At 71.5% G+C, this 24,994-nt stretch carries 18 protein-coding genes; 3 read left to right on the top strand and 15 right to left on the bottom strand.

Translation table 11 applies throughout. From position 1 onward, the window contains the following. Positions 1-6 precede the first annotated feature (6 nt). The 10 genes from PPSIR1_RS00805 to PPSIR1_RS00755 all read right to left on the bottom strand — a co-directional run bounded on the left by PPSIR1_RS00805 (position 7) and on the right by PPSIR1_RS00755 (position 16,462). Positions 7-1,416, bottom strand: a complete 1,410-nt coding sequence (locus PPSIR1_RS00805; protein WP_006969057.1) for a polysaccharide deacetylase family protein — start codon at positions 1,414-1,416, stop codon at positions 7-9. Between the two features lie 143 nt (positions 1,417-1,559). Continuing rightward, positions 1,560-3,188, bottom strand: coding sequence for a glucose-6-phosphate isomerase (gene pgi, locus PPSIR1_RS00800; RefSeq protein ID WP_006969056.1), 1,629 nt, complete (start codon positions 3,186-3,188; stop codon positions 1,560-1,562). Continuing rightward, the gene (gene edd, locus PPSIR1_RS00795) at positions 3,185-5,071 is read right to left on the bottom strand and encodes a phosphogluconate dehydratase (protein ID WP_006969055.1); all 1,887 of its coding nucleotides are present in this window, start codon (positions 5,069-5,071) and stop codon (positions 3,185-3,187) included. The genes pgi and edd overlap by 4 nt, the downstream gene beginning before the upstream one ends. 70 nt (positions 5,072-5,141) lie before the next feature. Next, entirely contained in the window at positions 5,142-5,849 is a 708-nt protein-coding gene (gene pgl / locus PPSIR1_RS00790; protein WP_006969054.1) for a 6-phosphogluconolactonase, read from the bottom strand. 7 nt (positions 5,850-5,856) lie between these two features. Continuing rightward, complete coding sequence (zwf, locus tag PPSIR1_RS41485) at positions 5,857-9,888, bottom strand: glucose-6-phosphate dehydrogenase (protein WP_006969053.1); 4,032 nt, start codon at positions 9,886-9,888, stop codon at positions 5,857-5,859. A 65-nt stretch (positions 9,889-9,953) separates the two neighbouring features. Further along, entirely contained in the window at positions 9,954-11,810 is a 1,857-nt protein-coding gene (locus PPSIR1_RS00775) for a glycoside hydrolase family 9 protein (RefSeq protein WP_006969052.1), read from the bottom strand. A 98-nt stretch (positions 11,811-11,908) separates the two neighbouring features. Beyond that, on the bottom strand, positions 11,909-12,868 hold the full coding sequence (locus PPSIR1_RS00770) for an ROK family protein (RefSeq protein ID WP_006969051.1): 960 nt from the start codon (positions 12,866-12,868) through the stop codon (positions 11,909-11,911). Continuing rightward, positions 12,865-13,524, bottom strand: a complete 660-nt coding sequence (eda, locus tag PPSIR1_RS00765; protein WP_006969050.1) for a bifunctional 4-hydroxy-2-oxoglutarate aldolase/2-dehydro-3-deoxy-phosphogluconate aldolase — start codon at positions 13,522-13,524, stop codon at positions 12,865-12,867. The genes PPSIR1_RS00770 and eda overlap by 4 nt, the downstream gene beginning before the upstream one ends. Then, entirely contained in the window at positions 13,514-15,334 is a 1,821-nt protein-coding gene (locus PPSIR1_RS41480) for a helix-turn-helix domain-containing protein (protein WP_006969049.1), read from the bottom strand. The genes eda and PPSIR1_RS41480 overlap by 11 nt, the downstream gene beginning before the upstream one ends. Positions 15,335-15,421: 87 nt before the next feature. After that, a complete protein-coding gene (locus tag PPSIR1_RS00755; protein WP_006969048.1) occupies positions 15,422-16,462 on the bottom strand; it encodes an SIS domain-containing protein in 1,041 nt (346 codons plus the stop codon). A 165-nt stretch (positions 16,463-16,627) separates the two neighbouring features. On the opposite strand from PPSIR1_RS00755, the gene PPSIR1_RS00750 reads away from it, so the two are divergent. The 3 genes from PPSIR1_RS00750 to PPSIR1_RS47230 all read left to right on the top strand — a co-directional run bounded on the left by PPSIR1_RS00750 (position 16,628) and on the right by PPSIR1_RS47230 (position 19,392). After that, positions 16,628-18,046: a family 8 glycosyl hydrolase gene (locus tag PPSIR1_RS00750; RefSeq protein ID WP_157595078.1), complete on the top strand. Its 1,419-nt coding sequence runs from the start codon at positions 16,628-16,630 to the stop codon at positions 18,044-18,046. A gap of 177 nt (positions 18,047-18,223) precedes the next feature. Next, positions 18,224-19,243, top strand: coding sequence for a PAS domain-containing protein (locus PPSIR1_RS00745; RefSeq protein ID WP_198154427.1), 1,020 nt, complete (start codon positions 18,224-18,226; stop codon positions 19,241-19,243). Further along, on the top strand, positions 19,138-19,392 hold the full coding sequence (locus PPSIR1_RS47230) for an STAS domain-containing protein (RefSeq protein ID WP_338047275.1): 255 nt from the start codon (positions 19,138-19,140) through the stop codon (positions 19,390-19,392). The genes PPSIR1_RS00745 and PPSIR1_RS47230 overlap by 106 nt, the downstream gene beginning before the upstream one ends. On the opposite strand, the gene PPSIR1_RS00735 is transcribed toward PPSIR1_RS47230, so the two are convergent. From PPSIR1_RS00735 to PPSIR1_RS00715, 5 genes are read right to left on the bottom strand one after another with little or no spacing between them, the layout of a single operon-like run. Then, positions 19,389-20,351, bottom strand: coding sequence for an ABC transporter ATP-binding protein (locus tag PPSIR1_RS00735; RefSeq protein ID WP_006969044.1), 963 nt, complete (start codon positions 20,349-20,351; stop codon positions 19,389-19,391). The two genes, PPSIR1_RS47230 and PPSIR1_RS00735, sit on opposite strands and share 4 nt — an antisense overlap. Next, the gene (locus tag PPSIR1_RS00730) at positions 20,348-21,367 is read right to left on the bottom strand and encodes an ABC transporter ATP-binding protein (protein WP_006969043.1); all 1,020 of its coding nucleotides are present in this window, start codon (positions 21,365-21,367) and stop codon (positions 20,348-20,350) included. The genes PPSIR1_RS00735 and PPSIR1_RS00730 overlap by 4 nt, the downstream gene beginning before the upstream one ends. Beyond that, positions 21,364-22,260 carry an ABC transporter permease gene (locus PPSIR1_RS00725; RefSeq protein ID WP_006969042.1) on the bottom strand — a complete coding sequence of 299 codons (897 nt, stop codon included), beginning with the start codon at positions 22,258-22,260 and terminating at the stop codon, positions 21,364-21,366. Before PPSIR1_RS00725 ends, PPSIR1_RS00730 begins: the two co-directional genes overlap by 4 nt. Continuing rightward, positions 22,260-23,237, bottom strand: a complete 978-nt coding sequence (locus tag PPSIR1_RS00720; RefSeq protein ID WP_006969041.1) for an ABC transporter permease — start codon at positions 23,235-23,237, stop codon at positions 22,260-22,262. Before PPSIR1_RS00720 ends, PPSIR1_RS00725 begins: the two co-directional genes overlap by 1 nt. Next, positions 23,234-24,931, bottom strand: coding sequence for an ABC transporter substrate-binding protein (locus PPSIR1_RS00715; RefSeq protein ID WP_232296407.1), 1,698 nt, complete (start codon positions 24,929-24,931; stop codon positions 23,234-23,236). The genes PPSIR1_RS00720 and PPSIR1_RS00715 overlap by 4 nt, the downstream gene beginning before the upstream one ends. Positions 24,932-24,994 lie beyond the last annotated feature (63 nt).

The raw sequence follows: 24,994 nt of genomic DNA, 5'->3' as shown, positions 1-24,994 counted from the left end.
GGATCGCTACAGCGCGACGGGCTGGCGGACCCAGTCGAGGATCTGCTTGTTCGAGACCACGCGCACCTCGGGCTTGCTCAGCGCGTAGTCGAGGAACGCCTCCATGGCCTCGCGCCGCTCCTGCGCCGTCGAGTTCATGGGCGCGGTGTACTTGCTCGAGTAGTAGTCGGTGTGGGTGCCGAACATGAAGGGCGCCCGGTTGCCGGCGAGGCGCTGGTCGAGGGTGTAGCTGAGGGTCGCCACGAACTCCTCCTTGGTCAGGCCGAAGCTGACCCACAGGTTGTAGTCGAAGCCGGTGATCTTGCCGCTGCCCTCGTCGAACCAGCTGACCAGGGCCTTGAGCTTGGCGCGCAGGCCCGTGGGGATGCCGTACTGGGCGCAGGCCGCGTCCGGGGGCACGATGACCGGGTGCACGGGCAGCTCCCACAGGCCCGGGTGCGGGGTGATCGGCTCCTTGAGGTCCCAGCTGACGAGCACGTCGTGGCCGGGGCTGCCGTTGTCGAGGGTGAACGGCCAGTTGTAGTTGGTCCCGTCCTGCTCGGGCTGCCAGCCCTCCTCGATGGAGCAGTCGTAGAGGAAGCCGAGCTCCTCTTGGACCGTGAGCGTGTTGTCGTTGTACTCGAGGTAGGGCGTGCGGAAGCCGTAGATCTCGGCCAGGGGCACGCCGATGCCCTTGGTGTCGTCGGGCTCGAAGTCGATCTCGTTGGGGTCGTGGGGCTTGGTCAGCCAGTCGAGGGTGTCGCTCAGCTCCGGGGTCCACTGGGCCACGGAGTAGGCGCTGCCGTGGGGGTGCGAGTAGGTGTGGTTGCCGATCTCGTGGCCCTCGTCGTAGGCCGCCCGCCACGAGCGCTTGACGTAGGTCGGGCTCTCCGACTGCCACGCGCCGATGTAGGTCCCCGTGAAGTAGTAGGACATGGTCACCGGCGCGCCGTCGTAGGTCGCCGACTGCCCCGAGCCCGCGGGGTTGGTGCGCGACTTGACCATCTCCGTGGACCAGTGCATGCCGCCCGTGCCCCCGCTGCCCTCGAGGCCCGAGTAGGCGTTGTCGTCCCAGCCAAAGCTGACGAACATCGGGACCTCCGAGGGGCTCAGGTTGCCGGGGGGCTGGTCCGAGGGCGGGAGGTTGTCGATGGGATCGCCGCCCGTCGTGGTCCCGCCGTCGGTGGTCGTGCCGCCGTCCGTCGTGGTCGTGCCGTCCGTGGTGGTCGTGGTGTCGCCGTCGCCCGTGCTCGTATCCGCCGTCGTGCCCATGTCGCCGTCTCCCGTCGAGCCCTCGGAGGTCCCGACATCATCGCCCGCGGTCGTGTCGAGGGTCGAGATGCCCTCCAAGTTGCCGTCCTCGCCACTGTCGCCGCAGCCGGCCAGTCCCAGGGAGATCATCAGCAAGCCGGGCACCACGGACAGACGCTTGAACATGGTCCCAACTTAGCCCTGACAACGATGGCGTCATGGCCATTTTCGGTCGGGTGAGTTTCGATTTTGAACGCCTACACCGAGCGCCCTCAGACCGCCTCTGGGCCGGCCTGGCGGGCACTCCGGGCCATTTACCCAGCCCTGCGTCAATCCGAGCTGGCCGCGCGAATTTGCTCGATGAGCGCGCGCGTCGAGGCGTCGCAATCCGCGTCGTCGAGGGCCACCTCGCCCTGGACCACCAAAAGCAGCTCCTTGGCGAGGACCTTGCCCAGCTCGACGCCCCACTGGTCGAAGCTGTTGAGGCCCCACAGCGCGCCCTGGCAAAACACCTTGTGCTCGTAGAGGGCGATGACCGCCCCGAGGGCGCGGGGGTCGAGGCGCTCGAGCAGCACGGTGGTGCTCGGCCGGCTCCCGCTGAAGGTCCGCTGGGGGGCCATGGTCGCGATGGTGTCCGCGTCGACGCCCGCCGCCGCGAGCTCGGCCTCGACCGTCGCCTGGGCCTTGCCGACCATCAGCGCGCGGGTCTGGGCCAGGCAGTTGGCCATCAAGATCGCGTGGTGGTCTTCCCGCCCGGGCGGCGCCTCGATGGCGATCAAGAAGTCCGCGGGGATCGTGTGCGTGCCTTGGTGGATCAGCTGGAAGTAGGCGTGCTGGCCGTTGGTGCCCGGCCCGCCCCAGACCACCGGACCCGTGCGCCCGTCCACGGCCTGGCCCGCGGCCGTCACGGACTTGCCGTTGCTCTCCATGTCGACCTGCTGCAGGTAGTCGACGAGGCGGCCGAGGCGGGCGTCGTAGGGCAGCACCGCGTGGGTCCGCGCGTCGAAGCCCGTCGCGTACCAGTGGCCGAGCAGCGCGAGCTTGAGGGGCAGGTTCAGCGCCGCGGGGGACTCGAGGAAGTGGCGGTCGAGCTCGCGGGCGCCGTCGAGCAGGGCCTCGAAGCGCTCCGGCCCGACGCCCAGCACGATGGGCAGGCCGACCGCCGACCACAGGCTGTAGCGGCCGCCGACCCACTGCCAAAACTCGAATATGCGGTCCTCGGGCACGCCCCAGGCCCGGGCGCGATCGGGCGAGGCCGTGGCCGCGGCCATGTGCGCCCCGACCCCGTCCGCGCCGACGCCGGCCTCGATCCAGCGACGCACGGAGCTGGCGTTGTGCAGGGTCTCGTGGGTGGTGAAGGTCTTCGAGGTGACCACCATCAAGGTCCGCTCGGGCTCGAAGCCGGCGAGGGCCCGGTTGACCGCGGAGCCGTCGATGTTGCTCAGAAAGCGGATGGTGACGCCGGCGGGCACGTGCTCGCGCAGGGCCTCGAGCACCATGTTGGGGCCCAGCTCCGAGCCGCCGATGCCCAGGCACACGACCTGATCGAGGACCTCGCCCGTCGCCCCCTTGAGCTCGCCGGCGCGAAAGCTGCGGGCGAACACGGCCATGCGCTCGCGCACCGCCTTGGCCAGGGCGCCGATGTCCTCGCCCTCGACCACGCACTCGCCCGGGCGGGCGCGCAGGCCCACGTGCAGCACCGGGCGGCCCTCGGAGCTGTTGATCGCCTCGCCCGCGAACATCCGGTCGCGGGTCGCCAGCACGCCCCTGGCCTCGGCGAGCTCGAACAGCGCGCGCCAGGCCGGGTCGTCGATCTGGTGCTTGCGCAGGTCGGCGAGCAGCGGGCCGACGCGGTGCTCGTACCAGGGCTCGGCCCGCGTGCCGGCCTCGCCCGAGACGAGCTCGGCGAGGGGCAGGTCGCGCAGGCGGGTGGCGTGGTCGTGGATGCTCTCGGTCATGTCGGCTCCGGCGCTGAGGCGGGCTCGGGGTTCAGGTTGGCAAACACCGACGCCCCGCGGTCGGCGGGGCCGACCTTCTCACGAAAGATGGCAAACAACTCCCGCCCGAATCCAGTGACATCCTGGCCCATGTCGGGATTGGTCGCGGGCGCGCGCTCCCCCTCGGGCTGCCAGCGCAGCTCGCCGGCCTCGGCGTCGAGCTCGAGCCAGTCGCCGTCGCGGATCTGGGCGATGGGGCCGCCGTCGACGGCCTCGGGGGTCAGGTGGATCGCCGCTGGCACGCTGCCCGAGGCCCCGGACATGCGCCCGTCGGTGACCAAAGCCACGGCGTGGCCGCGCTGCTGCAGGGCCTTGAGGGGCGCGGTGAGCTTGTGCAGCTCGGGCATGCCCTTGGCCCGCGGGCCCTGGGCGCGAACCACCGCGACCAGATCGCCCTCGAGCTCTCCGGCCGAGAAGGCCGCGAGCAGGTCGAGCGGATCCTCGAACACCCGGGCCCGGGCGCGCACGCGCCGGTGGGCGGGGGCCACGGCCGAGATCTTGATCACCGCCCGGCCCAGGGGACCGCGGATCACTCGCAGGCCACCGTCCGGGGCGAAGGGCTCGGTCGCCGATCGCAGCACGTCCTCGTCGGCGCTGCGCTCGGGCCCGGCGACCCACTCGAGCGCGCCCGCTTCACTCAGGCGCGGGCGCTGGCGGTAGGCCTCGAGGCCGACGTCCTTCCCCGTGCCAAGGTCGAAGACCGTGCCCACGTCGCCGTGGATCAGCCCCGCGTCGAGGAGCTGGCTGATCAAGTAGGCGGTCCCGCCCGCGGCCCGGAAGTGGTTCACGTCGGCCTGGCCGTTGGGGTACATGCGCGTCAACAGCGGGACCACGGCCGAGAGCGCGTCCATGTCCTCCCAGCGCAGCTCGATGCCCGCCGCCGCGGCGATCGCCGGCAGGTGCAGGGTGTGGTTGGTCGAGCCCCCCGTGGCCAGCAGCGCGACCACGCCGTTGACCACCGCCCGCTCGTCGAAGCGAGCTGCGAGCGACGCCTTGGGGACCCCCGCAGCCCGGGCCACGCGCTGGGCCACGTCGCGGGTCAGGGCGTGGCGCAGGGCCGTGTCCGGGGGCTCGAAGCTCGCCCCGGGCAGGTGCAGGCCCATGACCTCCATGAGCAGCTGGTTGGTGTTCGCGGTCCCGTAAAAGGTGCAGGTCCCGGCGCTGTGATAGGCCTGGAGCTCGCTGGCGAGGATCGCCGCCTCGTCGATCTCGCCGTTGGCGAAGCGCACCCGGGCCGCCGCTTTTTGAGCGTTGGGCAGCCCCGAGGGCATGGGCCCCGCCGGCACGAAGGCGATGGGCAGGTGGCCAAAGCGCAGCGCCCCGATGAGCAGGCCGGGGACGATCTTGTCGCACACGCCCAGGCACAGCGCCGCGTCGAAGGTCCCGTGGCTCAGGGCCACCGCCGCGCTCATCGCGATGACGTCGCGGCTGAACAGGCTCAGCTCCATGCCCGGGTAACCCTGGGTGATGCCGTCGCACATCGCCGGCACGCCGCCCGCGACCTGACCCACCGCGCCGACCTCGCGCAGCGCCGCCTTGATGCGCGGCGGGTAGGCGGCGTAGGGCTGGTGGGCCGAGAGCATGTCGTTGTAGGCGGTGACGATGGCGACGGAGGGCGAGGGCAGCACCTGGAGGTGGTGCTTGTCGTCCTTCGGCGCGGCCGCGAGGGCGTGGGCCAAGTTGGGCGCGGCGAGCCCCCGGCGCGCCGGCTTCGCGCCGGAATTTCCTGATCCCGGCAGCGAGGCCGCCTGCGCGTCCATGGCTTCGAGGTAGCGCGCGCGCGCCAGGGCGCTGCGCTCGCGGATGGCTCGGGTCACGCGATCGACGGTGGGGTGGACGGGCATGGCTGTCTGTGTCTGGCTCGATGCGGCGAGCCCTCGGGACGGCTCGGCTCGCGGGGTCTCAGCGCGGCTGCTAGGGCGCCCAGTACACGGCGAGGCCTCGCTCGCGGCGCTCGGCGGCCCGCAGCAGCGCGCGGACGGGGAGCGCCGGCTCGGCGTCCGCGCGGGCGCGCTCGAAGACCTCGCGCTTCTCGGCGCCGGTGATGTGCAAGATCAGATCGTCCGCGGCCAGCAGCGCCGCGAGGTTGTGGCTCACGCGGGCCTGCGGGGGGCTCGGCGCGAGGGCCCCGAGCACCCCGGGCGGCGCGTCGACGTCGAGGGCCGCGGCCAGCCCGGGCATGCCGGGGAACAGCGAGGCGAAGTGGCCGTCGCCGCCCATGCCGAGCACGACGACCGCGGGCGGGGGCTGGCTGCGCGCGCGCTCGTCGGCCGCGCGCACGCTCGCCCTCGCGTCGAGCTCGACGGCCCCGAGGCCGCGCACCCGCGCCTCCGCGATCGGGCCGCGGCACAGGCGCTCGCGGACCAGGCGGAGGTTGCTGGCGGGGTGGTCCGGGGGGACCCAGCGATCGTCGACGAGCCCGATCTCCACCCGGGACCAGTCGAGCCCCGAGCCCAGCTCGACCAGGGCGTCGAAGAAGGGCCCCGGCGTGCTCCCGCCGCTGACCAGGGCGCGCGCTGAGGCGGACGAGGCCAGGGCGCGCCCGAGGGCCTCGAGCACGCGCCGCGCCACCGCGGCGCCCAGCTCCCTCCGCCCCTCGGCTTCGTGCAGATCGATGCTCACGGCGTCCTCACTTCGGCGGCTTGGGGTCCTCGCTCAGGAACGCGTCGTCCCAGCCCGAGCGGCTGCCGAACAGGCGGTCCGCCCCCGAGGGCCCGGCGCTCCCGGGCGCGTAGCGCAGCAACCCCGAGCGCCCTCGCCTGCGCCAGTGCTCGATGATGGGGTCGACCCAGGCCCAGCCCAGCTCGACCTCCCGGCGGTGCACGAACAGCGTCGAGTCCCCGCGCAGGGCGTCCCGCAGCAAGCGCTCGTAGGAGTAGGGCCGGCGCCGGTCGTCGTGCTCGTGGAAGTCCAGGGACAAGTTCGCGCCGTGCAGCGCCATGCCGTGCCCGGGCTCCTTGGCCATCAGCTTCAGGCGGATGCCGTCGTCGGGCTGCAACAGCAAGTCGAGCTGGTTGGCCCGCAGCGCCTGGCTGCCCGGGAAGATCGACTGGGGCACCTCGCGGAACTTGAGCGAGATCCGCGAGCGTCGTCGGCTCAGCATCTTGCCCGTGCGCAGGTAAAAGGGCACCCCCGCCCACCGCCAGTTGGCGACCTCGGCCCGGATCGCCGCGTAGGTCTCGGTCTCGCTGTGCTCGAGGCCGTAGCCCTCGTACTGCGCCCGGACCGTGCAGCGGTCGACCTCGGCGCCCCGGATGGGCCGCAGCGCGCTCATGACCTTGAGCTTCTCGGCGCGCACGGCCTCGGCCGTCAGCGCGTGGGGGACCTCCATGGCGACCAGGCACACCAGCTGGAGCAGGTGGCTCTGGACCATGTCGCGCAGCGCCCCGGTGCGCTCGTAGAAGTCCAGCCGGCCCTCGACGCCCATGTCCTCGGCGACGGTGATCTGCACCTCCTCGACCACGGTGTTGCGCCACAGCGGCTCGAACAGCACGTTGGCGAAGCGCAGCGCGAGCAGGTTCTGGACGGTCTCCTTGCCCAGGTAGTGGTCGATGCGGAACACCTGGCCCTCGTCGAAGTGGCGGGCGACGTCGGCGTTGATGCGCTCGGCGCTGGCCGAGTCGTGGCCGATGGGCTTTTCGATCACCAGGCGGGTGCCCGGCGTGATCAGCCCGGCCCCGGCGAGGCCGTCGCACAGCGATCCGTAGTGGGCGCTGCTCGTCGCCAGGTAGATCAGCCGCGGCTTGGTGCTGCCGCGCAGGCGCTCGGCCAGGCGCGACCAGGCGACTCCGTCGGCTTCTCCAAGATCGTCGTAGTGCCACGCGCCCACGAAGGCCGCCGTGGTCAGCGGGTCGCGCTCTCGTGGGGTCAGCGTCTCCGTGATCGCCTCGGCGACGTGCTGGTTGAACTGGTCCCGGCTCATCGCGCCCAGGGCGACGCCGTGCAGCCCCGAGCTGCGGCTCAGGTCGCCGGCGCGGACCAGCTGGTAGAGGGCCCGGAACAGCTTGCGGTAGGCGAGGTCACCGGTCGCGCCGAAGACGAGGACTTCAGCGTCGACCGGCCCGGCGAAAGGGTCGGGGGCCCCCCCCGCGCCCGCGCTCGCCGTCGCGCCCCCGTGTTCTTCGGGCGGTCGATGGCTCCGCGCCTCGAGGTTGATGGCCCCGATCTCGAGGCGCGCGTCGGCGGGGATGGCCGCGCCGCCGGGCAAGCTCACCCGGACCTGCGCCGCCTCTCCGGGCATGACGCTCAGGTAGTTGTCGGAGTAGAGCACCGGCAGCAGGTCCTCGCCCGCGGCGTCGGTCAGGCGCAGCTGGGCGAAGAACACCAGGGCCTCGCCCGTGTTCTCGAGCTCCGCGACCCAGCCCTGATCCCCCCGATCGCCTTCGTCAGCGCTCACGCGCACGGCCAGCTCGGCCGGGGGCAGCTGCCTCAGCGCGCGCAGGTCCGCGTGGCGGGCCACGGGCGTGTAGTACCAGGTGCCCTTGTCGTGCTCGAGCTCGTCGAGGCGCGCCGGCAGGGCGTAGACGTTGTGGCTCAGGCGCTCACCGGCGCTCGAGCTGACCGAGAGCTCGACGAACACCAGCGGGCCGTGGTCCGCGAAGTCCGGCAGCGTGGTGACCTGGCGCTGGCCGTTCGCGGCCACGTCGACGCGATCGCGGCGCTCGTGGATGAGCTTGCTGTCGAGGTCGAACACCCGCACCGCCGCGCGCAGGCCCTCGAAGCCCTCGCCGAGGCTGTTGTCGATCCACACCCCGCGGTCGTCGTAGGTGTAGAGGGCGTGGACGGGCTCGCAGGCCTTCTTGGTCCCGAAGTAGCCCCCGCCCGGGCGCAGGTAGTAGTCGTAGACGTGCCAGATGATCGACGGCCACGCGTTGTTGAGCATCCACTGGACCACGCCCGTGGCCGCGCGGGTCTTGTTGCGGGTGTAGGCCTCGAACATCGCCCGCTGGCACTCGTAGGTGAGCAGCTGGGACAGCTGGGCGAAGTCCTCGACCCCCCCGAGCTCGCCGTAGCGGGCCTCGACGGCCTGGGTGAACATGTCGATGTTGTGGAACTCCTGGCCGCCGGCGTGGAAGTGCCAGGTCTCGTCGACGGGCCACAGGCTCTCGGCCGGCAGCATCTTGCGCAGGCTCTCGATGGGCGGGACCGCAGGACCCGAGCAAATCTCGGTCGCGAAGCCAAAGGCCCCGCCGCGCTCAGTGTCCTCGAGCCAGTAGTTGGGCGGCACGTACTCGTAGGGCCCGAGCATCTTCATGCCGCAGTCGCCGGTCATCTCGGCGGGGCGGTGCGAGGCGCTCGAGTGGTAGGCGTTGGGCCACGCTTCTTCTTCGAGGATCGCGAGGTAGGAGCGCTCGACCTCCGGCGGCGGCGCGAAGTCGCTGCCGTACCACCACGCGACCATGCACGGGTGGCGACGGGTCCGGCGGACCTGGCTGCGCAGCGACTCCGGCCCGACGACGAAGTTCTCCTGCTTCCACTCGGCCCACTTCTCCCACTGGTCGCAGCAGCACCAGCCGGCGATGACCATGATGCCCTCGCGATCGCAGCGCTCGAGGAACTCGGCCCGCTCGAGCATGCCCTCGAAGCGGATGGTGTCGAGGTTCATGTCGAGGACGTAGTCGATCTGCGCCCACTCCCGGGCGCGATCGCGGCGCAGGAAGAGATCCGGGGCCCAGCCGGCGCCGCGGATCAGCACGCGCTGGCCGTTGACCTCTAGGGCCGCGTAGCCCTCCTCGGTGCGCACGCCCTCGACGGTGCGGATGCCAAACTCGAAGTCCTCGGCGTCGCTGGTGACCCCGCCGACCTCGACCTCGAGGGCCATGCGGTGCAGCGCCGGATCGCCCAGGTGCCGCGGCCACCACAGCTCGGGCTCGCGCACGTGCAGGCAGGGCGCGTCCTCGGCGGTGAACAGCACGCGCGCTCGAGACTGGGGCGCGAGGGTCACGGTCTTCGAGAAGCGGTGGCCCTCGAACTCGCCGTGGACCAGGGCCGTGACGGGCTCGTCCCCGCGGTTTTCGAGGTCCGCGAGCACCGTCAAGCGGGCGCTGCCGTCAGCTTCGAGCGCCGTCAGCACGGCCGGGTGGCGCAGCGCCGCGGGCCCGGTGCGGGTCAGCCACACGTCCCGCCAGATGCCCATGTTCTTGTCGGAGGGCGAGGGGTTCCAGTCGACCCAGGTGTTCGACAGGTCGCAGGGCTTGGGCGCGAACAGCTCGAGGGCGAGGACGTTGTCCCCGCTCGGGCTGAGCTGATCGGTGATGTCGACCTCGAACTCGCGGTAGGTGCCGACGATCTCCGTGGGCTCGGCGATGACGCTGCCGTTGAGCCACACCCGCGCGCGGTAGTTGACGCCGTCGAACTCGAGGCTGACCCGCTCGCCCGCGGCCAGCTCTTTGGGGTCCAGGCGGAAGCTCCGGCGGAACCACCACGGCACCGCGAAGGGGCTGTCCTCCGGCATCTTGTGGTTGGAGAAGTTCTGCGCCCGCGGCCCCTGCCCAGGGACCTCGCGCAACTTGGTGCCGTGGAAGATGTCGGGGTACTCCCCGGCTTCGACCAGGGTCCCGAGCGCCGTCGCCGGCAGCTCGGCCTGGTACCAGCCGTGGGCCTCGAAGCCAGGGCTGGCGACCGCCTCGCCCCCGGCGTCCACCTTGGCGGAGCTTTGCACCCGCCACCCGGCGTTGATCAGACTGCGACCTCGTCGGCTCATGTTCGTTTCCAGCTCAGCTCAAATCAGATCAGGCTCGCGCCGACCAGCACCAGGTTCGCGTTGTAGATGATGTCGGGCTCGGTGACGGCCCACCATCCTTCGATCCACTCGCCCTCGGGGATGAAGCCCCCCTCCCACAGCTCCTCTTGCTTCCAATGCCACATCGCGTGGGCCGGCGTGCCGGTGCGCAGGGGCCTGGGGTTGTCCCACAGCAAGGCCTTGGCCGGGGCGTCGGGGCTCAAAAAGCGCATGTTGGAGTAGTTGGGTCCGCCGACGAGGTAGCCCGGGGGCGGCCGATCCGTCTCACCCCACTCCATGTGATAGATGGTCGTCGGCCCCTTCCCGACCCGCGTGACCATGGAGTAGCCGTTGGGGTTGCGGCCGAGGATCCAGTGCCATTGATCGCGGGCGGCCTGCTCGTAGGCGGGCTCGTCGAACACCTCCGCGGCCACGGCGAGCACGTGGGCCTTCTCGAGCAGGTTCGAGTTGTGGGCCCAGTAGTAGTCGTTGAGGCCCGAGGCGCAGCGGTAGCCGTCCTCGCCCTCGACCCGCATGCGCAGCTCGTCGGCCGCGGCGCGCAGCTTGGTGCGGGCGTCCTCGCGGAGCTTGGCGTCGATGGTGTCGTCGGCCGCGACCACGGCCACGCCCCAGCGGCTGAGGTTGGCCCAGGCGCCGCTGTTGATCTCCTTGACGCTGCAGCGCTCATCCGCCAGCGCGGCGGCGATGCGCTTTTGGGCCGCGGGCTCTTGGAACGCGCGCCACATCTCGGAGGCGGCGATGAAGCGCGCGCCGAAGTCGTTGAACTCGGGCTCGTCGTCCCACAGCGGCTGCTCGCTGTCCGGCGCCTTCTCGGCGCGCAGGTGGCCGGGGTTTTGCTCGAGCCAGGCCCAGCCCTTCTTGGCCGCGGCGGCGCAGCGATCGGCGAACTTGGCGTCGAAGGGCCGGTAGACCACGGACGCGCGGGCGAGCACGGCGACGGCCTTGGCCGTGGCCGAAGAGCTCGGTCCGGCGATCCACCGCTCCGTCTTGTCCTTGTCCGCGGGCCCCTCGGGCGACCACTTGACCACGGCCTCGTTGGCCCGGAACACCCCGCTGTCTTCCTGCATGGACAGCACCCAGACGATGCCCCAGCGCGCCTCGTCGAGGAGGTCGGGCACGCCGTTGCCAGACTCGGGGATGTTGAGCTGGTTGTCCGCGAACAGCGAGGGGTTGGCGTCGTAGGCCATCAGCAAGGCCTGGGAGGTCGGCGCCGTCGAGGGCACGTACATGTCGAAGTTGCCGGCGTCGTGCCAGCCGCCCTCGACGGTCCACTTGCGCTTCTTGGCCGGGTAGTCGAGGAGGTCCCAGCCGACGTCGTCGTGGACGTGGGAGGCCGTCTCGCGCAGGTAGGCGTCGCCCTCCCAGACCGCGTAGGGCTCGACCAGGGCCGTGCGCGTGCGCTGGAAGTAAAAGTGCTTTTGGGCCGCGACCAGGGCCGTGTCGTAGACCTTGGGGCCGACCTCGAACACGTCCGAGCGGGCCTCGCCCACGCCGATGCTGTAGCGCCCGGCCGGGAGCTCGCCCAGATCCACCTGCCACACTGGGTCCTTCGAGGCCGCGTCCTCGCCGAGGGCCTTGGGCGTCGCCTCGATGGGCCCCACCGCCTGGCCGTTCGCGTCGAAGAGCTGCGCCCCCGCCGGATCGACGTTGAAGATCACGACCTTCGGCCAGCCGCTCGGGTAGCCGACGGTGTCGACCTTGATCGCCGGCACGTTCACGCCGGGCACGGCGGGCGCCGCCAGGGCGTCGGCTTGCTTGCCCAGCGCGACCGTGGCGATGTTGGCGTCCGCCGAAACGGAACTCGTGCTACACGCCGCGCACAGCGCAAAAGAACTCAGCAAGGGGACATGGACGCGGCTTTTCATCGGATTCAGCCATCGGGATATCACCCCCGAGGGACCAGCCGATGGCGCTAAATTATCATCTCAGCGGATGTTTTCTACGTCCCGGCGAAGGCCGGAGAGCCCCGCCAGGCCGCCGGAAGACCCCGCTCCCAGTCCGCCGGCGACCACAGCCAGGCCGCCCCGCGGACCCCCGAGGCGTCGCCGTGCACGGACGGCAACATCCGCGTGCGCGGGGCCTCGAAGGCGATCCAGGGGGCCATGCGCGCCGGGAGCTCGGCGTAAATCTCGGCGGTCTTGGACACGCCGCCGCCGAACACGATGACTCCGGGATCGAGCAGGCTGACCACGGGCGCGAGGCTCCGGGCGAGGCGATCGAGGAAGCGATCGAGGGTCGCGCGGGCCCCCGGCTCGCCGCCGCGGGCGAGCTTCACGACCTCGGCGGACGAGGCCGCCCGCCCCGTGACCCGCAGGTGGTCGGCCGCGATCGCGGGGCCGGCTAGGAACATCTCCGTGCAGCCGGTGCGCCCGCAGTAGCACGGCGCGATGTCCAGCTCGCCCTCCCCCGGCCACGGGAGCGGGCTGTGCCCCCACTCGCCGGCGAGGCCGTTGACCCCGGCCAGCGCGCGCCCGTGCACGACCAGGCCCGCGCCCACGCCCGTGCCCAGGATGACCCCGAGGACGACCTCTGCCCCCGCTCCCGCGCCGTCCGTGGCCTCGCTGAGGGCGAAGCAGTTGGCGTCGTTGGCCACCTTCACGGTCCGCTCCAGGCGCCCGCAGATGTCGGCCAGGAAGGGCCGCCCCTCGAGGCCGGTGTTCTCGGCGTAGCGCATGATGCCCGTGTCCGGGCAGCCCGCGCCGGGCGTCCCGATGCCCACGCTGGCTCGGGCGTCGAGCTCGGCCTCGATGCCGCGGACGACCCCGGCGAGGGCGTCGAGGATCTCGCCGTAGTCCTGCGGCGTGGGCACGCGCCGCGACGCGACCACGGCTCCGGTTCGGTCGAGGGCGACGGCGGCGATCTTGGTGCCGCCCAGGTCGATGCCGATGCGCAGCGTCACGAGGGCTCTCCCGCAAGCGCAGCCCGGGCCGCGCTCGCCAGGGTTCGAGCCCGCTCGCGGACCTCGCCCCAGCGCCCTTCCGCGATGAGCTCCTTGGCGCACGGCCAGCTCGCCCCGGCCGCGAACACCCGCGGGCAGGCGAAGTACTCGGCCAGCGTCGCCGGCCCCACCCCGCCCGTCGGGCACAGGCGCAGGTCGCCGGTGACCGCGGCCAGGGCCCGCAAAAAGCCCGGGCCGCCCAGGGCGGCCGCGGGGAACACCTTGACCGCCCCAAAGCCCCGCGCGCGCGCGGCGAGGGCCTCCGAGGGCGTCGCCACCCCGGGCAAGGCCGGCAGCTTCGAGGCCAGCAGCGCGTCTGCGAGCGTCGGCGTCAGCCCGGGGCTGACCAAAAAGCGCGCGCCCGCGGCCTCGGCCTCGGCGACCTCGCCCGCGCGCGTCAGCGTCCCCGCCCCGACCACCGCCCCGGGCACCTCGGCGGCCACGCGCGCGATGCAGGCCAGGGCCTTGGGGCTGCGCAGGGTGATCTCGACGCAGGGCAGCCCGCCCTCGACCAGCGCCCGGCTCAGGGCCACGGCGCGCTCGGGATCGTCGACGGCGACCACCGGCAGCACCGGCGCGTCGCCCAGCAGCTGCCCCCAATCGGCTTCAGCTGTCATCGCTGCGCCTGCGCATGGACTCGCGGAAGGCCCCGGGCGTCTCCCCGGTGACCTTCTTGAACGAGCGGATCAGGTGGTGCTGCGACTGGAAGCCGCAGGCGTGGGCGATCTCTTCGGCGATCAGGGGCGTCGTCATCAGCAGTCGCTTGGCGTGCTCGACCCGGACCTCGCGCAGGTAGGCGAGGAAGGAGGCCCCCGTCGCCTGCTTGAACGCGCGGCTGAACGCGGGCACGGACATGCCGGCCTTCTTGGCCACGTCGGGCAGGCGCAGCTGCTCGGCGTAGTTCGAGCGCAGGTGGTGGAGGATGACCTCGATGCGCATCAGCTTGGGGCCCTCGAGCACCCGCGAGGACACGAAGCTCAGGCGCCCGAGCGCGGCCTTGAAGGCCTCGATGATGTGCGAGAGGGCGTGGGCCGACTCGAGCTCGCGGACCAGCTGGGCCGCGAACTCGTCCCGGGCCGCGTCGTTGATGGGGTGGCGGCGCTGGATCGCGTCGAGGATCTGAAACAGCATCGCCAGCAGCTGCCCGCGCACGATCTCGACCCGCTCCTTGGCGTAGACCAGGACCAGGCGGACGTAGCGGTCCGCGGCCAGCTTGGTGGCGTTGGGGTTCTCCTCGACGAAGGCGTCCACCAGCGCGCGCCCCGAGCGGTGCAGCGCCGTGTAGGCGAAGCGCTCGCTGCCCTCGTGCTCGTCGTGGAAGAGCACGTCGCGCTCGAGCTGTACGCACATGTGCAGGGCCAGGACCGCCTCGCGCAGGGAGCCGTCGAGGCGCGAGCCCGGGGGCGAGGCGCTGCCGATGCCGACCACGCAGCGCAGGGCGAAGCGCTCGCGCACGAAGTCCTGGAGCTGCTGGGCCCGCTCGCGCAGCTCGACCCGCGCCCGCGCCTTCGAGCGCCCGCGCCGGGTCGAGGTGATCAGCGAGACGCCGTAGTCCTCGAGGGTGGTCGCGGCCGTCTCCTTGAAGCCGCGCACGAAGGTGATCACCGCCCGCTGCAGCTCGGCGTTGCGGATCAGCAGCTGGGTCGGGTCCAAAGACGAGGTCGGCGGGTCCACGGGCATCAGCGCCATGGCCACCGTCGGCAGCCGGGAGATGCCCATGCCCTCCTTCATCCACGGGGTCAGCCCGCCCTCGAGGTTCCAGGGCGTGAGCTGGAATTTCTCGCCGCTGAGCGCCAGCTGCACCCAGTCGTCGATGGGCCACAGGCGGTTGAGCACGCCGTCGTTGAGCTCGTCGACGCGGTCGTGGATCGAGCCCTCGTCCGAGCCCCCGAGGGTGTCGGCGTAGAGCCGGGCGAACTCCTGCAGCGCCTCGACGGCCTCGTCCTCGAGCACCGGCAGGCTCAGCGCCATCTTGGTGAAGCGCACGAAGTCGGGGTTGGCCCCGGCCGGCTCTTGGCCGGTGAGCTCGCGCCAGCGCGCCGCGAGGAAGTCCCAGCTGGGCTGGCGGCGCAGGAACTGACCCGCGTGCAGGAACATCCGCGGCGCGCCCTCGAGGCGGATCGGGCAAAACAAGTCCCACCACCCCGAGAGCTCGCGGATCGTCGGCCCGCCCGCGTCCGTGGCCTCCGCGAGGGCCTCGAGGTAGTGCTGGTCGCGTCGCTCCTCGCGGCCAAAGTGGATCTCGAAGTGGAAGGGCTTGAGCTCCCGCGAGGGGGCGCCGAGCTCCATCCAGTCCAGGCTGCCGTCGTCGCGCCAGTGGATCACCCAAAAGGGCAAGCTCGGGCGCATCGCGGTGACGTTTTGGATCGCGTAGTGATTGCGCAGCCGGTGGAGCCAGGCTCCGTCCGAGTCCCCTGCGTTCGCCACCCGACATTCATACCAAGAAGGCCGCCCTGGCGCAGTTTTGGCCGTGCGAGCCACTCCGCGTCTCCCAAGTGCTGCGCAGCGCAGCGGTCAGAGGGTCAGGGTCACCTTGTTCAGTCCCCGGGGTCGATCGGGATCGAAGCCCCGGGCGACGGCCAGCTTCTGGGCCCAGACCTGCCCCGGGATCACCGAGATCAGCGGGCTGAGCCACTCGGGCACCCCCGTCGGCAAGCGCATGGGCACGTCGGCCTGCGCGAGGCGGTCCGCATCGTCGGCGACGATCAGCAGCCGAGCCCCGCGCTCGCGCAGCTTGGCGATGAGCTCGTCCATGTTCGCCGCGACCCGGCCCCGGGGCGCGACGGCCAGCACCGGGAAGCCGGCCTCGACCACCGCGACGGGCCCGTGGAGCAGGTCCGCCGGGGAGTAGGGCTCGGCGATGACGTAGTTGGTCTCCTTGACCTTGAGGGCGATCTCGAAGGCGGTGGAGTAGTTGAAGCCGCGCCCCACGGTGAAGTAGCCCGGGCCCTCGAGGTAGCGCTCGACGTGATCGCCCAGGCTCGCCGCGGCGTCGACGGTCGCGGCCATGCGCTCGGGCATGCGGCGCAGCTCATCGATGGCCCCGCCGTCGTCGGACAGGCAGGCCGAGAGCATCGCCAGCGTCGCCAGCTGCGTGGTGTAGGTCTTGGTCGCGGCCACGGACAGCTCCGGCCCGGCGCGCTGCTCGAGCACCGTCTCCGCGGCCTTGCCCAGCGTCGAGCTGGGATCGTTGGTGATCGCCAGGGTCAGCCCGCCCTGGCCGCGGCCCGCCTCGATCACGCTGACCACGTCCGGCGAGCGCCCGGACTGGCTGATGCCGATGGTCAGGGCGTCGCGCAGGTCCGGGGCGGCGCCGTAGAGGGTGTGCAGCGAGGGCGTGGCCAGGGCCGTGACCCAGCCCTGGCGCAGGCCGAACAGGTACTTGGCGTAGCGGGCCGCGTTGTCGCTGGTTCCGCGGGCGGCGATGACCACGAAGCGCGGCCCGTGCCCGCGGATCCGCGCCGCGACGTCCCGCGCCGCGCCCAGCCCGTCTCGGATCAGAGCCTCGATCTTGGCGGGCTGTTCGGCGATCTCGCGCTCGAGGTGCGTCGTCATCGGCCCTCACCATGCCGCCCACGGCGGCGCGACGATGGTCAAAACGAATCGTCTCGATCATCAATTTCATTCAGGTCGTCCTGACAGCGGAACAACATTTTTTGACCATCTCGATGACCCGAAACCGACATCCACCTCCCCTGACTCTCTCGCTACCCTGTCGGCATGCGACGTGCGCTGTGGGCCGTGTGTGCTGGAGCTGGGCTGACCCTGACCGCTTGCTACGTGACCGCCGAAGATCTCGAGGCGGGCACCGAGCTCGGGGGCAGCGACGACGTCGGCAGCACCGACGGGGGCAGCACCGACGGGGGCAGCACCGGAGGCAGCACCGGCGGGACCACGGGCGGCGGTGACACGACCTCCGGCGGAACCGAGGGCTCGGGCGACGGCGCGTGCTCGGGGAGCTGGGACACGGCCCAGCCCTTCGGCAGCCACCCCTTCGGCTACGCCCCCGGCACCATCTTGCCCAACCACCTCGAGCAGGGCGCCCTCGACCAGCAGGTCGCCCAGTTCTACGCCGGCTGGAAGCAGCGCTACCTCTCGGGCGGCTGCGGGACCGGGCGCTACTACGTCGACATCCAGACCGCCGACCGCCTGACCGTCAGCGAGGCCCACGGCTACGGCATGCTGATCAGCGCCTACATGGCCGGCCACGACCCCGACGCCAAGGCCATCTTCGACGGCATGTACGACTACTTCCGGGACCACCCGAGCCAGGGCAATTCGCAGCTCATGGCGTGGGCCCAAGACGGGGTGTGCGAGAACACCGACGGGGCCACGAGCGCGACCGACGGGGACCTCGACATCGCCTACGCCCTGCTCCTGGCCAACAAGCAGTGGGGCTCGGGCGGGGCCATCGACTACGCCGGCGAGGCCGCGGCGATCCTCGGCGCCATCGACCAGGCCGAGGTCGACGACAGCGGCAGCTACGTGCGCCTGGGCGACTGGACCCACCCCAGCAACGCCACCTACTACGACGCCACGCGATCCAGCGACTTCATGCCCGCCCACTTCGCGACCTTCGCGACCTTCATCGGCGGGCGCTGGGACGGGGTGCGCAACGCGACCTACGATCTCATCGCCACGGTCCAGGCCACCTACAGCCAGGGCAGCGGCCTGCTCCCCGACTTCATCCAGCACCCGACCTCGGGCAGCCCCTCCCCGGTCTCGCCCAACTGGCTCGAGGGCCCCTACGACGGCGAGTACTACTTCAACGCCTGCCGCAACCCGTGGCGCATCGGCGTCGACTACCTGCTCAACGGCGACCCCCGGGCCCAGGCCGCGGTCACGCAGATGAACGGCTGGGTGCAGTCGGCCACGGGCGGCTCGCCCGGCAACATCCGCGCGGGCTACTGGCTCGACGGCGACGCCCTGCCCACGGGCGACTACTTCGAGCTCGCCTTCGCCGCGCCCTTCGGCGTCGCGGCCATGGCCGACCCCGGCAGCCAGGCGTGGTTGAACAACCTGTGGGACACGCTGATCGCCGCGGACGGGCACACCTACTACGGGGACTCGATCACCATGCTCTCGCTGCTGGCGATGAGCGGGAACTGGTGGGCGCCCGAGGACCCGCCCTGCCAATGACGGAGCTCGCTCGATCGTGACGCCGGGGTTGGTCGGCGACCACCCCGACCATCGCAGCGCAGGCCCGCACGCCCGCCCATCCTCGAGGCGCGGGAGATGGCCTTCGTGGAGGTCGGCTGCGTGCAATGCCGCGCTGAGCTCGCGCGCCCTACGGCGCGTTTCGTGGGACAATGGCGCGTGTCTCTCGCGGAGCGCATGGCCGTGTTCGGCCACTCCCCCATCCCCACGTGGGTCGCCGCCCTCGACCCGCTGCGCTTCATGTGGGCCAACGCCGCGGCCCTCGAGCTGTGGCGCGCCACCTCCCTCGAGTCCTTCCTCGCCCGCGACCTGAGCGACACCTCGCCCTCGACGCGCGTGCAGTACCTCGAGTGGGCCGACTCGATCCGCTCCGGGACCGTCCAGCACATCGAGAGCGAGTGGACCATCTACCCCCACGGCGTCCCCCGGCGCTTGCTGGGCTACATCAGCCTGCTCGAGGGCGAGGCGGGCGAGACCATGTTTCTCCACCACGCCCTCCCGCCCAAGGACGAGGCCAAGGTCGAGACCCTGCGCGGGGCGGAGGCGCTCCGCCACATCCGCACGGCGGTCGTGCTGCTCGACGCCGACGGGGAGCGCCTCAGCCTCAACCCCGCCGCCGTGCGAGCCTTTGGCCGCGAGCGCGCGCTGCACGAGTGGTTCGACGATCCCGCCGTGGTCCCCGCCATCCTCGGGGTGCTCGAGAGCGACGAAGCCCACCTCGCCCTCGTCGAATCGACCCGCGACGGCAAGCGCCGCGTCTACGCCCTCGAAGCCCACCGCACCTGTGACCCCGCGACGGGTCAGCCGACCGTGCTCTTGCACCTCCGCGACGAGACCCAGCGCCTCGGCGCCGAGCGAGACGCCCGCGACAAGAGCCGGCTGATCGTCGAGCTCGAGGTCGCCCTCGCCACCGTCGAGGCCCAACGCGGCCGCATCCTCGAGCTCTCCGCGCCCATCCTGCCGACCTCCGACCGGACCCTCACCGTCCCGCTGATCGGCACCCTCGACGGCGAGCGCATGCGCTCGATCACCGAGCGCTGCTCGACGCCGTCACCACCCGGGCGATCCGCGACGTGGTCCTCGACTTCACCGGGGTCGAGCTCGCCGACGCGGCCAGCGTCGAGCCCGTGGCCGCGCTGGTTCGGACCTTGCGCCTGGTCGGGGCGCGGACGATCTTGACGGGGATCCAGCCCGCCCTCGCCTCGCTGCTGGCCGAGACGCCGCACGACTGGCTGGACGGCGAGCGAGGGGGAGCCGGGACGCTGATCTTCGCCAGCCTCGCCGACGGCCTCGACGCGACCCGGCGGCGGCGTGAAGCGTCCGGCTAGGCGAGCACCACCGGGCAGCGGACCTCGTGCTGCCCCTCCACCGTGACCAGCTCCGGCAGCGCCTTCGCGCAGCTCGGCTGGGCGTGGCTGCAGCGCGGCGCGAAGGGGCAGCCCGGCGGCGGGTCGACCAGCTTCGCGGACCCGCTCGCGCCCTCCAGGGGCCGCTCGATGCCCCCGCGCGGATCGGGCACGGCCGACAGCAACAGCTTCGTATAGGGGTGCTTGGCCTGCTCGCCGAGGTGCTCGGGATCGAGGCACTCGACCACGGTGCCGGCGTACATCACGAACACCCGGTCGGCGAAGTAGCGCGCCGAGGCCAGGTCGTGGGTGATGAACAGGTAGGCGATGCCGCGCTCGCGCTTGAGCTCGCGCAGCAAGTTGAGCACGCCGATGCGCAGCGAGACGTCGAGCATGCTGGTCGGCTCGTCGGCGAGGATCAGCTCGGGGTCGACGGCGAGGGCCCGGGCGATCGCCACGCGCTGGCGCTGGCCGCCGGAGCACTCGTGGGGGAACTTGTCGGCGAAGTCAGCCGCCGGCGTGAGCCCGACGGTCTCGAGCAGCTCGAGCACGCGCTCGCGGACCTCCGCCTTGCCCCTGGCCTTGCCGTGGCGGATCAGCGGCCGGGCGATGTGGTGGGCGACGCGGTGGACCGGGTTCAGCGAGCCGAAGGGATCCTGGAAGATCATCTGGACCCGGGAGCGGTAGGCCAGGCCCACGCGCCCGCTCAGCGCCTTGCCGTCAAAGCGGATGGTCCCGCTGGTCGGTCGCTCGAGGCGGGCGACCATCTTGGCCGTCGTGCTCTTGCCGCTGCCCGACTCGCCCACCAGCGCCAGGGCCTCGCCGCGGTGGAGGGCCAAGCTGACGTGGTTCAGCGCCCGGACGCGGGTGGTCTTGAGCCCGTCGCGGCCCTCGTAGACCTTGACGAGCTGATCGAGCTCGAGCAGGGGCTGGCTGCTCACGGGCTCTCCTCCTGATCGACCTGATCCAGCTGATCCAGCTGATCCAGCTGATCCACTTGATCCACGAGGTGACAGGCCGCGTGGCGATGCCCGACCAAGGCCCGCAGCTGGGGCGCGCGCGTCGAGCAGTCGGCGAAGGCCTGGGGACAGCGCGGATGGAAGCGGCAGCCCTTGGGCGGCTTCCACAGGTCCGGCGGGTTCCCGGGCACGCCGACCAGATCGTCGCCCTCGCCGTGCAGATCGGGGAAGGAGCGCATCAGCCCGAGGGTGTAGGGGTGCATGGGCCGCTCGAACAGCGCCTGCGAGGGCGCGTGCTCGACCAAGCGCCCGGCGTAGAGCACCCCCACGTGGGTGCACAGCTCGAACATCAAGCTCAGGTCGTGGGTGATGAAGATGACGGCGAAGCCGAGCTCCCGGCGCAGGCGGATGATCTGCTGGAGAATCTCCTTTTGCACGACCACGTCGAGGGCGGTGGTCGGCTCGTCCATGAGCACCAGGCGCGGGCGCAGGGCCAGGGCCATGGCGATGACCACCCGCTGGCGCATGCCGCCGCTGAGCTCGTGGGCGTAGGCGTGGACCCGGCTGCCCTCGATGCCGACGAGCTCGAGGAGCTCGCGGGCGCGGACCAGGGCCTGGGAGCGGCGCACGCCCTCGTGGGCCTCGATGGCGTCGCCGAGCTGCTCGCCGATGGTGATCACCGGGTTCAGGGCGTTCATCGCCGACTGGCAGACCAGGGAGATGTCGCACCAGCGCAGCCCCCGAAGGCCGCGCTTGTCGAGGGCGAGCACGTCCTTGCCGTCGAAGCGCACCGTGCCGCCGGTGATCACCCCGGGGGCCTTGAGCACCCGCAAGATGGCCTGGATGATCGTGCTCTTGCCCGAGCCCGACTCCCCCGCCAGGCCCATGATCTCGCCGGGCTGGACCTCGAAGCTGACCTTGTCGACCACGCGCAGCCAGCCGCGCTCGGTCACGTAGTCGACGCACAGGTCCTCGACGGTCAGCAGCGCGTCGCTCACGAGGGCCTCCGGACCACGGGGGTCGGCTCGTCGGGGGAGATGGCGCGCAGGCCGAGGGCCTGGACAAAGGCTCGCTCCGAGCGCAGGCGCGGGTTGCCGAGCTCGTCGAGGGCCGTATTGATGAGCACCAGCGAGAAGCTGACCAGGGCGACGGCCAGGCCCGTGGGCACGAAGGTCCACCACGAGCCCGTGAGCAGGGCGGCGTCGTTGGTCGCCCAGTAGAGGTTGGTCCCCCAGGTCACCGCGCTGACCTCCCCGAGGCCGAGGAACTCGAGGCCGACCTGGGCCGCGATGGCGTAGTTGGTCGCGCCGATGAAGGCCGAGACCAGCAGCGAGGTCATGTTGGGCAGGATCTCCACGGCGATGATCCGCAGCGGCCGCTCGCCCGCCACCTGGGCCGCGGCGACGAAGTCCTTCCTGCGCAGGGACAGCGCCTGGGAGCGGACCACGCGGGCGGACCAGCTCCAGCCCGTGAGGATCAGGACCAGCGCGATGGACCCGGGGCCCGGCGGCAGGTAGGCCGCGAGCACGACCATCAGCGGCAAGCCCGGCATGATCAGGAACACGTTGATGACCGTGCTGAGCACGTCGTCGACCCAGCCGCCGAAGTAGCCCGCCGTGGTCCCGACCAGCGCCCCGATCGCGACCACGGAAAAACCGACGATGAGGCCGATGGACAGGGACGAGCGCGCCCCGGCCACGGTCTGCGCGAGCACGTCCTGGCCCTGACCCGTGGTCCCGAGCCAGTGATCGAGCGAGGGCGGCTGCAGGGGCAGGCCGACGAAGCCCTTGGGGTCCTGGACGAAGCACGGGCCGACCAAGGCCATGAGCAGGAACGTCACCATGATCGCGCCCCCGAACAGGGCCTTGCGGTTGCTGAGCAGCGCGTCCATCAGCCCTGCCTCGTGCGCGGATCGAGCCAGGCGTAGGCGACGTCGACCAGCAAGTTCGCGCCCAGCACCGCGAGGGTGATGGTCAGGAACAGCCCCTGCATCAGCGGGTAGTCCTGGCTCTGCACGGCCTGGAGCAGGAGGTAGCCCTGGCCCGGATAGGAGAACACGATCTCGGTGAGGATCGAGCCGCTGACCACGAAGCCCAGGGCCATGCCAAAGCTGGTCACGTTGGGCAGCAAGGCGTTGCGCGCGGCGTAGCGCAGCATGACGCGCCGCGGGCTCAGGCCCTTGGCGACCGCCAGCTTGATGTAGTCCTCGCCCATCACCGCGATCATCGTGTTGCGCATGTCGAGCATCCACGCGCCCATGGTCGCCAGCACGATGGTCGCCGCCGGCAACACGGCGTGGCCGACCACGCTCGAGAAGAACGCCCAGCTGGCCTCCGGCGCGATGCGGTCGTCGTAGGCGTGGCCGAGGGGGAAGAGCTCGAGCTGAAAGCCGAGCACGAACAACAGGGCCATCGCCAGCCAAAAGTAGGGGAAGGCCCCGAGCAGCACGAACAGCGGCGGCAAGGTCGAGTCCAGCCAGCCGCCCCGACGCCACGCCGCCAGCACGCCGCCGAGGGTCCCGAGGGTGAAGCTGATGACCACCGCGACGCCGGCGAGCACCAGGGTCCAGACCAGCGCGTTACCGATCACCGAGGACACCGTCGCCGGGTAGTACTCGATGGAGATGCCCAGCTCGCCCCGCAGCACGTTGCCCAGGTAGACGCCGTACTGCTCGAGCAGGGTCCCGTCGGTGAAGCCAAAGGCCGCGCGCAGGTCGTCGAGGGCCGCCGGATCGAGCTTGCCCTTGAAGCGGGCGAACATCGTCGACGTGGGGTCGCCCGGCATCATCCGCGGGATGAAGAAGGCCAGGGTCACCGAGGCCCACGCCGCGATCACGTAAAAGAGCAGCCGGCGCAGGACGTACTTCACGGGCGGGGCTCCGGTTGAGCGGTGGACGAGCCCCGCGGCTCGACGCGGGTCAGCACGAGCAGGGCCTGGGGGATGGCGTTGGGTGAGGGCGAGGCGTAGGCGTTCTCGCGGGTCGGGAAGCCGGTGAAGCGCTCGGTGTTGAACTCGGCCCACAGCGGCCCGGGGAACAGCGGGATGGCCGGCGCCTCCTCGGAGAAGATCTGCTGCAGACGGACGACGAGCGCGCGCTGCCGGTCCTCGTCAGCCACGCTGGCCATGTCCGCGAGCGCGGCCTCGGCCTCCGCGGAGCCGTAGCGGTGCCAGTTGACCGGGGCCGACTCTTCCAGGGGCACCACCGTCGCCGGGCTCATCATGTTGCGATAAAAGCCGTAGGGCGTGGGATCGACCTCGGTCCAGCCCAGGGACAGGCCAAAGTCGCCGCGCTGCAGCTTGTCGAACCAGGCCCCGAAGTCGTAGGTCTTGAGCCGGGCGTCGATGCCCACGGCCTGGAGGTTGGCAGCCATCACCTGACCGGCGCGCACCCAGTCCGAAAAGCCCGCGGGCACGTTGATCTGCGGGCGCCAGCGCGAGCCGTCGGGCAAGGTCCGCCAGCCGTCGGAGCCGCGCACCAGCCCGGCCGCGTCGAGGGCCGCGCCCGCTTTGTCGGGGTCGTGCTTCACCCAGTCCCCTTTGGCGACCTCGGGGTCCCGCCAGCGCGCGTAGGCGTCGGACAACCCCGTCGCGTCCGCGGGCCGCGTGTAGCCGTGCATGGCCACCTTGACCACCATCTCGCGATCGATGGCCCGGCTGATGGCCTTGCGCACGGCCACGTCGTCGTAGGGCTCGAGCTCGGTGTTGGCGTAGAGGAACACGGTCCCGTCGAGGAGCGGGAACCAATAGTGGTGGTGCTCGGGGTTGCGGGCGACGAAGGTTCGATCGATGACCGGCACGAAGTAGCCCGCCCAGTCGATCTCGCCGCGGACCAGGGCCAAGCTGGCCTGGTCGTTGGAGGCGAAGGCCGGGAAGCGGATCGCGTCGACGGCCGGGCGCCCGGGCTGCCAGTAGTGCGGGTTCTTGCCGAGCTCGTAGACCTGGGTCTGGAAGGTGCGCACCTCGGTGAAGGGCCCCGTGCCCACGGGCTCTTCGTTGGCGAAGCTGATCGGGTCCTCGACCTTCGACCACACGTGCTCGGCGACGATCGGCTGGTGGGCCAGATCCGAGAAGCCCGGCACGTGGGGCGCGGCGAAGGTGAACGCGATCTCGTGGCTGCCGCGGACCTCGATGGCCTCGATGTGCGACCACACCCCGCGCAGGTCCAGGGCCGGGGTCTCGCGCAGCAGCTCGAAGGTGAAGCGCACGTCGTCGGCGTCGAAGGCCTCCCCGTCCGACCACTTCACCCCCTCGCGCAGCGTGAAGCTCACCTGGGTCGCGTCCTCGTTCCACGCCGAGCCCGTGGCCAGCCACGGCAGCCACTCGCCCTCGATGGGCTCGAAGATCATCATCGGCTCGTAGATGGCCCGCGTCGCCGCCCAGCGCACGTCGCCGACCTCGGCCAGGGGGTTGAAGTTGCGGATGAAGGCCGCGGTCTGCTCGCCCTCGGTGATGACCAGGACGCCCGGGGGGAGCTCGCTGCGTTCGGCCGAGCAGCCGAACACAGACAGGCCACAAAGGGCGAGGGCCGCCAGAGCCTTCCACCTCGTTTGCACCGCGATCACGCGCGCCCAGTCTATCCGAGGGCGGCGAGGTCGAAAAGGCGGTCTTCGCCGCGCCCCGCTCTG

Origin of the sequence: Plesiocystis pacifica SIR-1 (assembly GCF_000170895.1) — a bacterium.
GTDB classification, from domain to species: Bacteria; Myxococcota_A; Polyangia; order Nannocystales; family Nannocystaceae; genus Plesiocystis; species Plesiocystis pacifica.
This window is presented reverse-complemented; position numbering and strand designations above follow the sequence as displayed.

Excerpts from the sequence above, each read along its gene's own strand:
- PPSIR1_RS00805 (WP_006969057.1), bottom strand. The coding sequence starts at position 1,416 with ATGTTCAAGCGTCTGTCCGTGGTGCCCGGCTTGCTGATGATCTCCCTG.
- pgi (WP_006969056.1), bottom strand. The coding sequence starts at position 3,188 with ATGACCGAGAGCATCCACGACCACGCCACCCGCCTGCGCGACCTGCCC.
- edd (WP_006969055.1), bottom strand. The coding sequence starts at position 5,071 with ATGCCCGTCCACCCCACCGTCGATCGCGTGACCCGAGCCATCCGCGAG.
- eda (WP_006969050.1), bottom strand. The coding sequence starts at position 13,524 with ATGACAGCTGAAGCCGATTGGGGGCAGCTGCTGGGCGACGCGCCGGTG.
- PPSIR1_RS00755 (WP_006969048.1), bottom strand. The coding sequence starts at position 16,462 with ATGACGACGCACCTCGAGCGCGAGATCGCCGAACAGCCCGCCAAGATC.
- PPSIR1_RS00750 (WP_157595078.1), top strand. The coding sequence starts at position 16,628 with ATGCGACGTGCGCTGTGGGCCGTGTGTGCTGGAGCTGGGCTGACCCTG.
- PPSIR1_RS00725 (WP_006969042.1), bottom strand. The coding sequence starts at position 22,260 with ATGGACGCGCTGCTCAGCAACCGCAAGGCCCTGTTCGGGGGCGCGATC.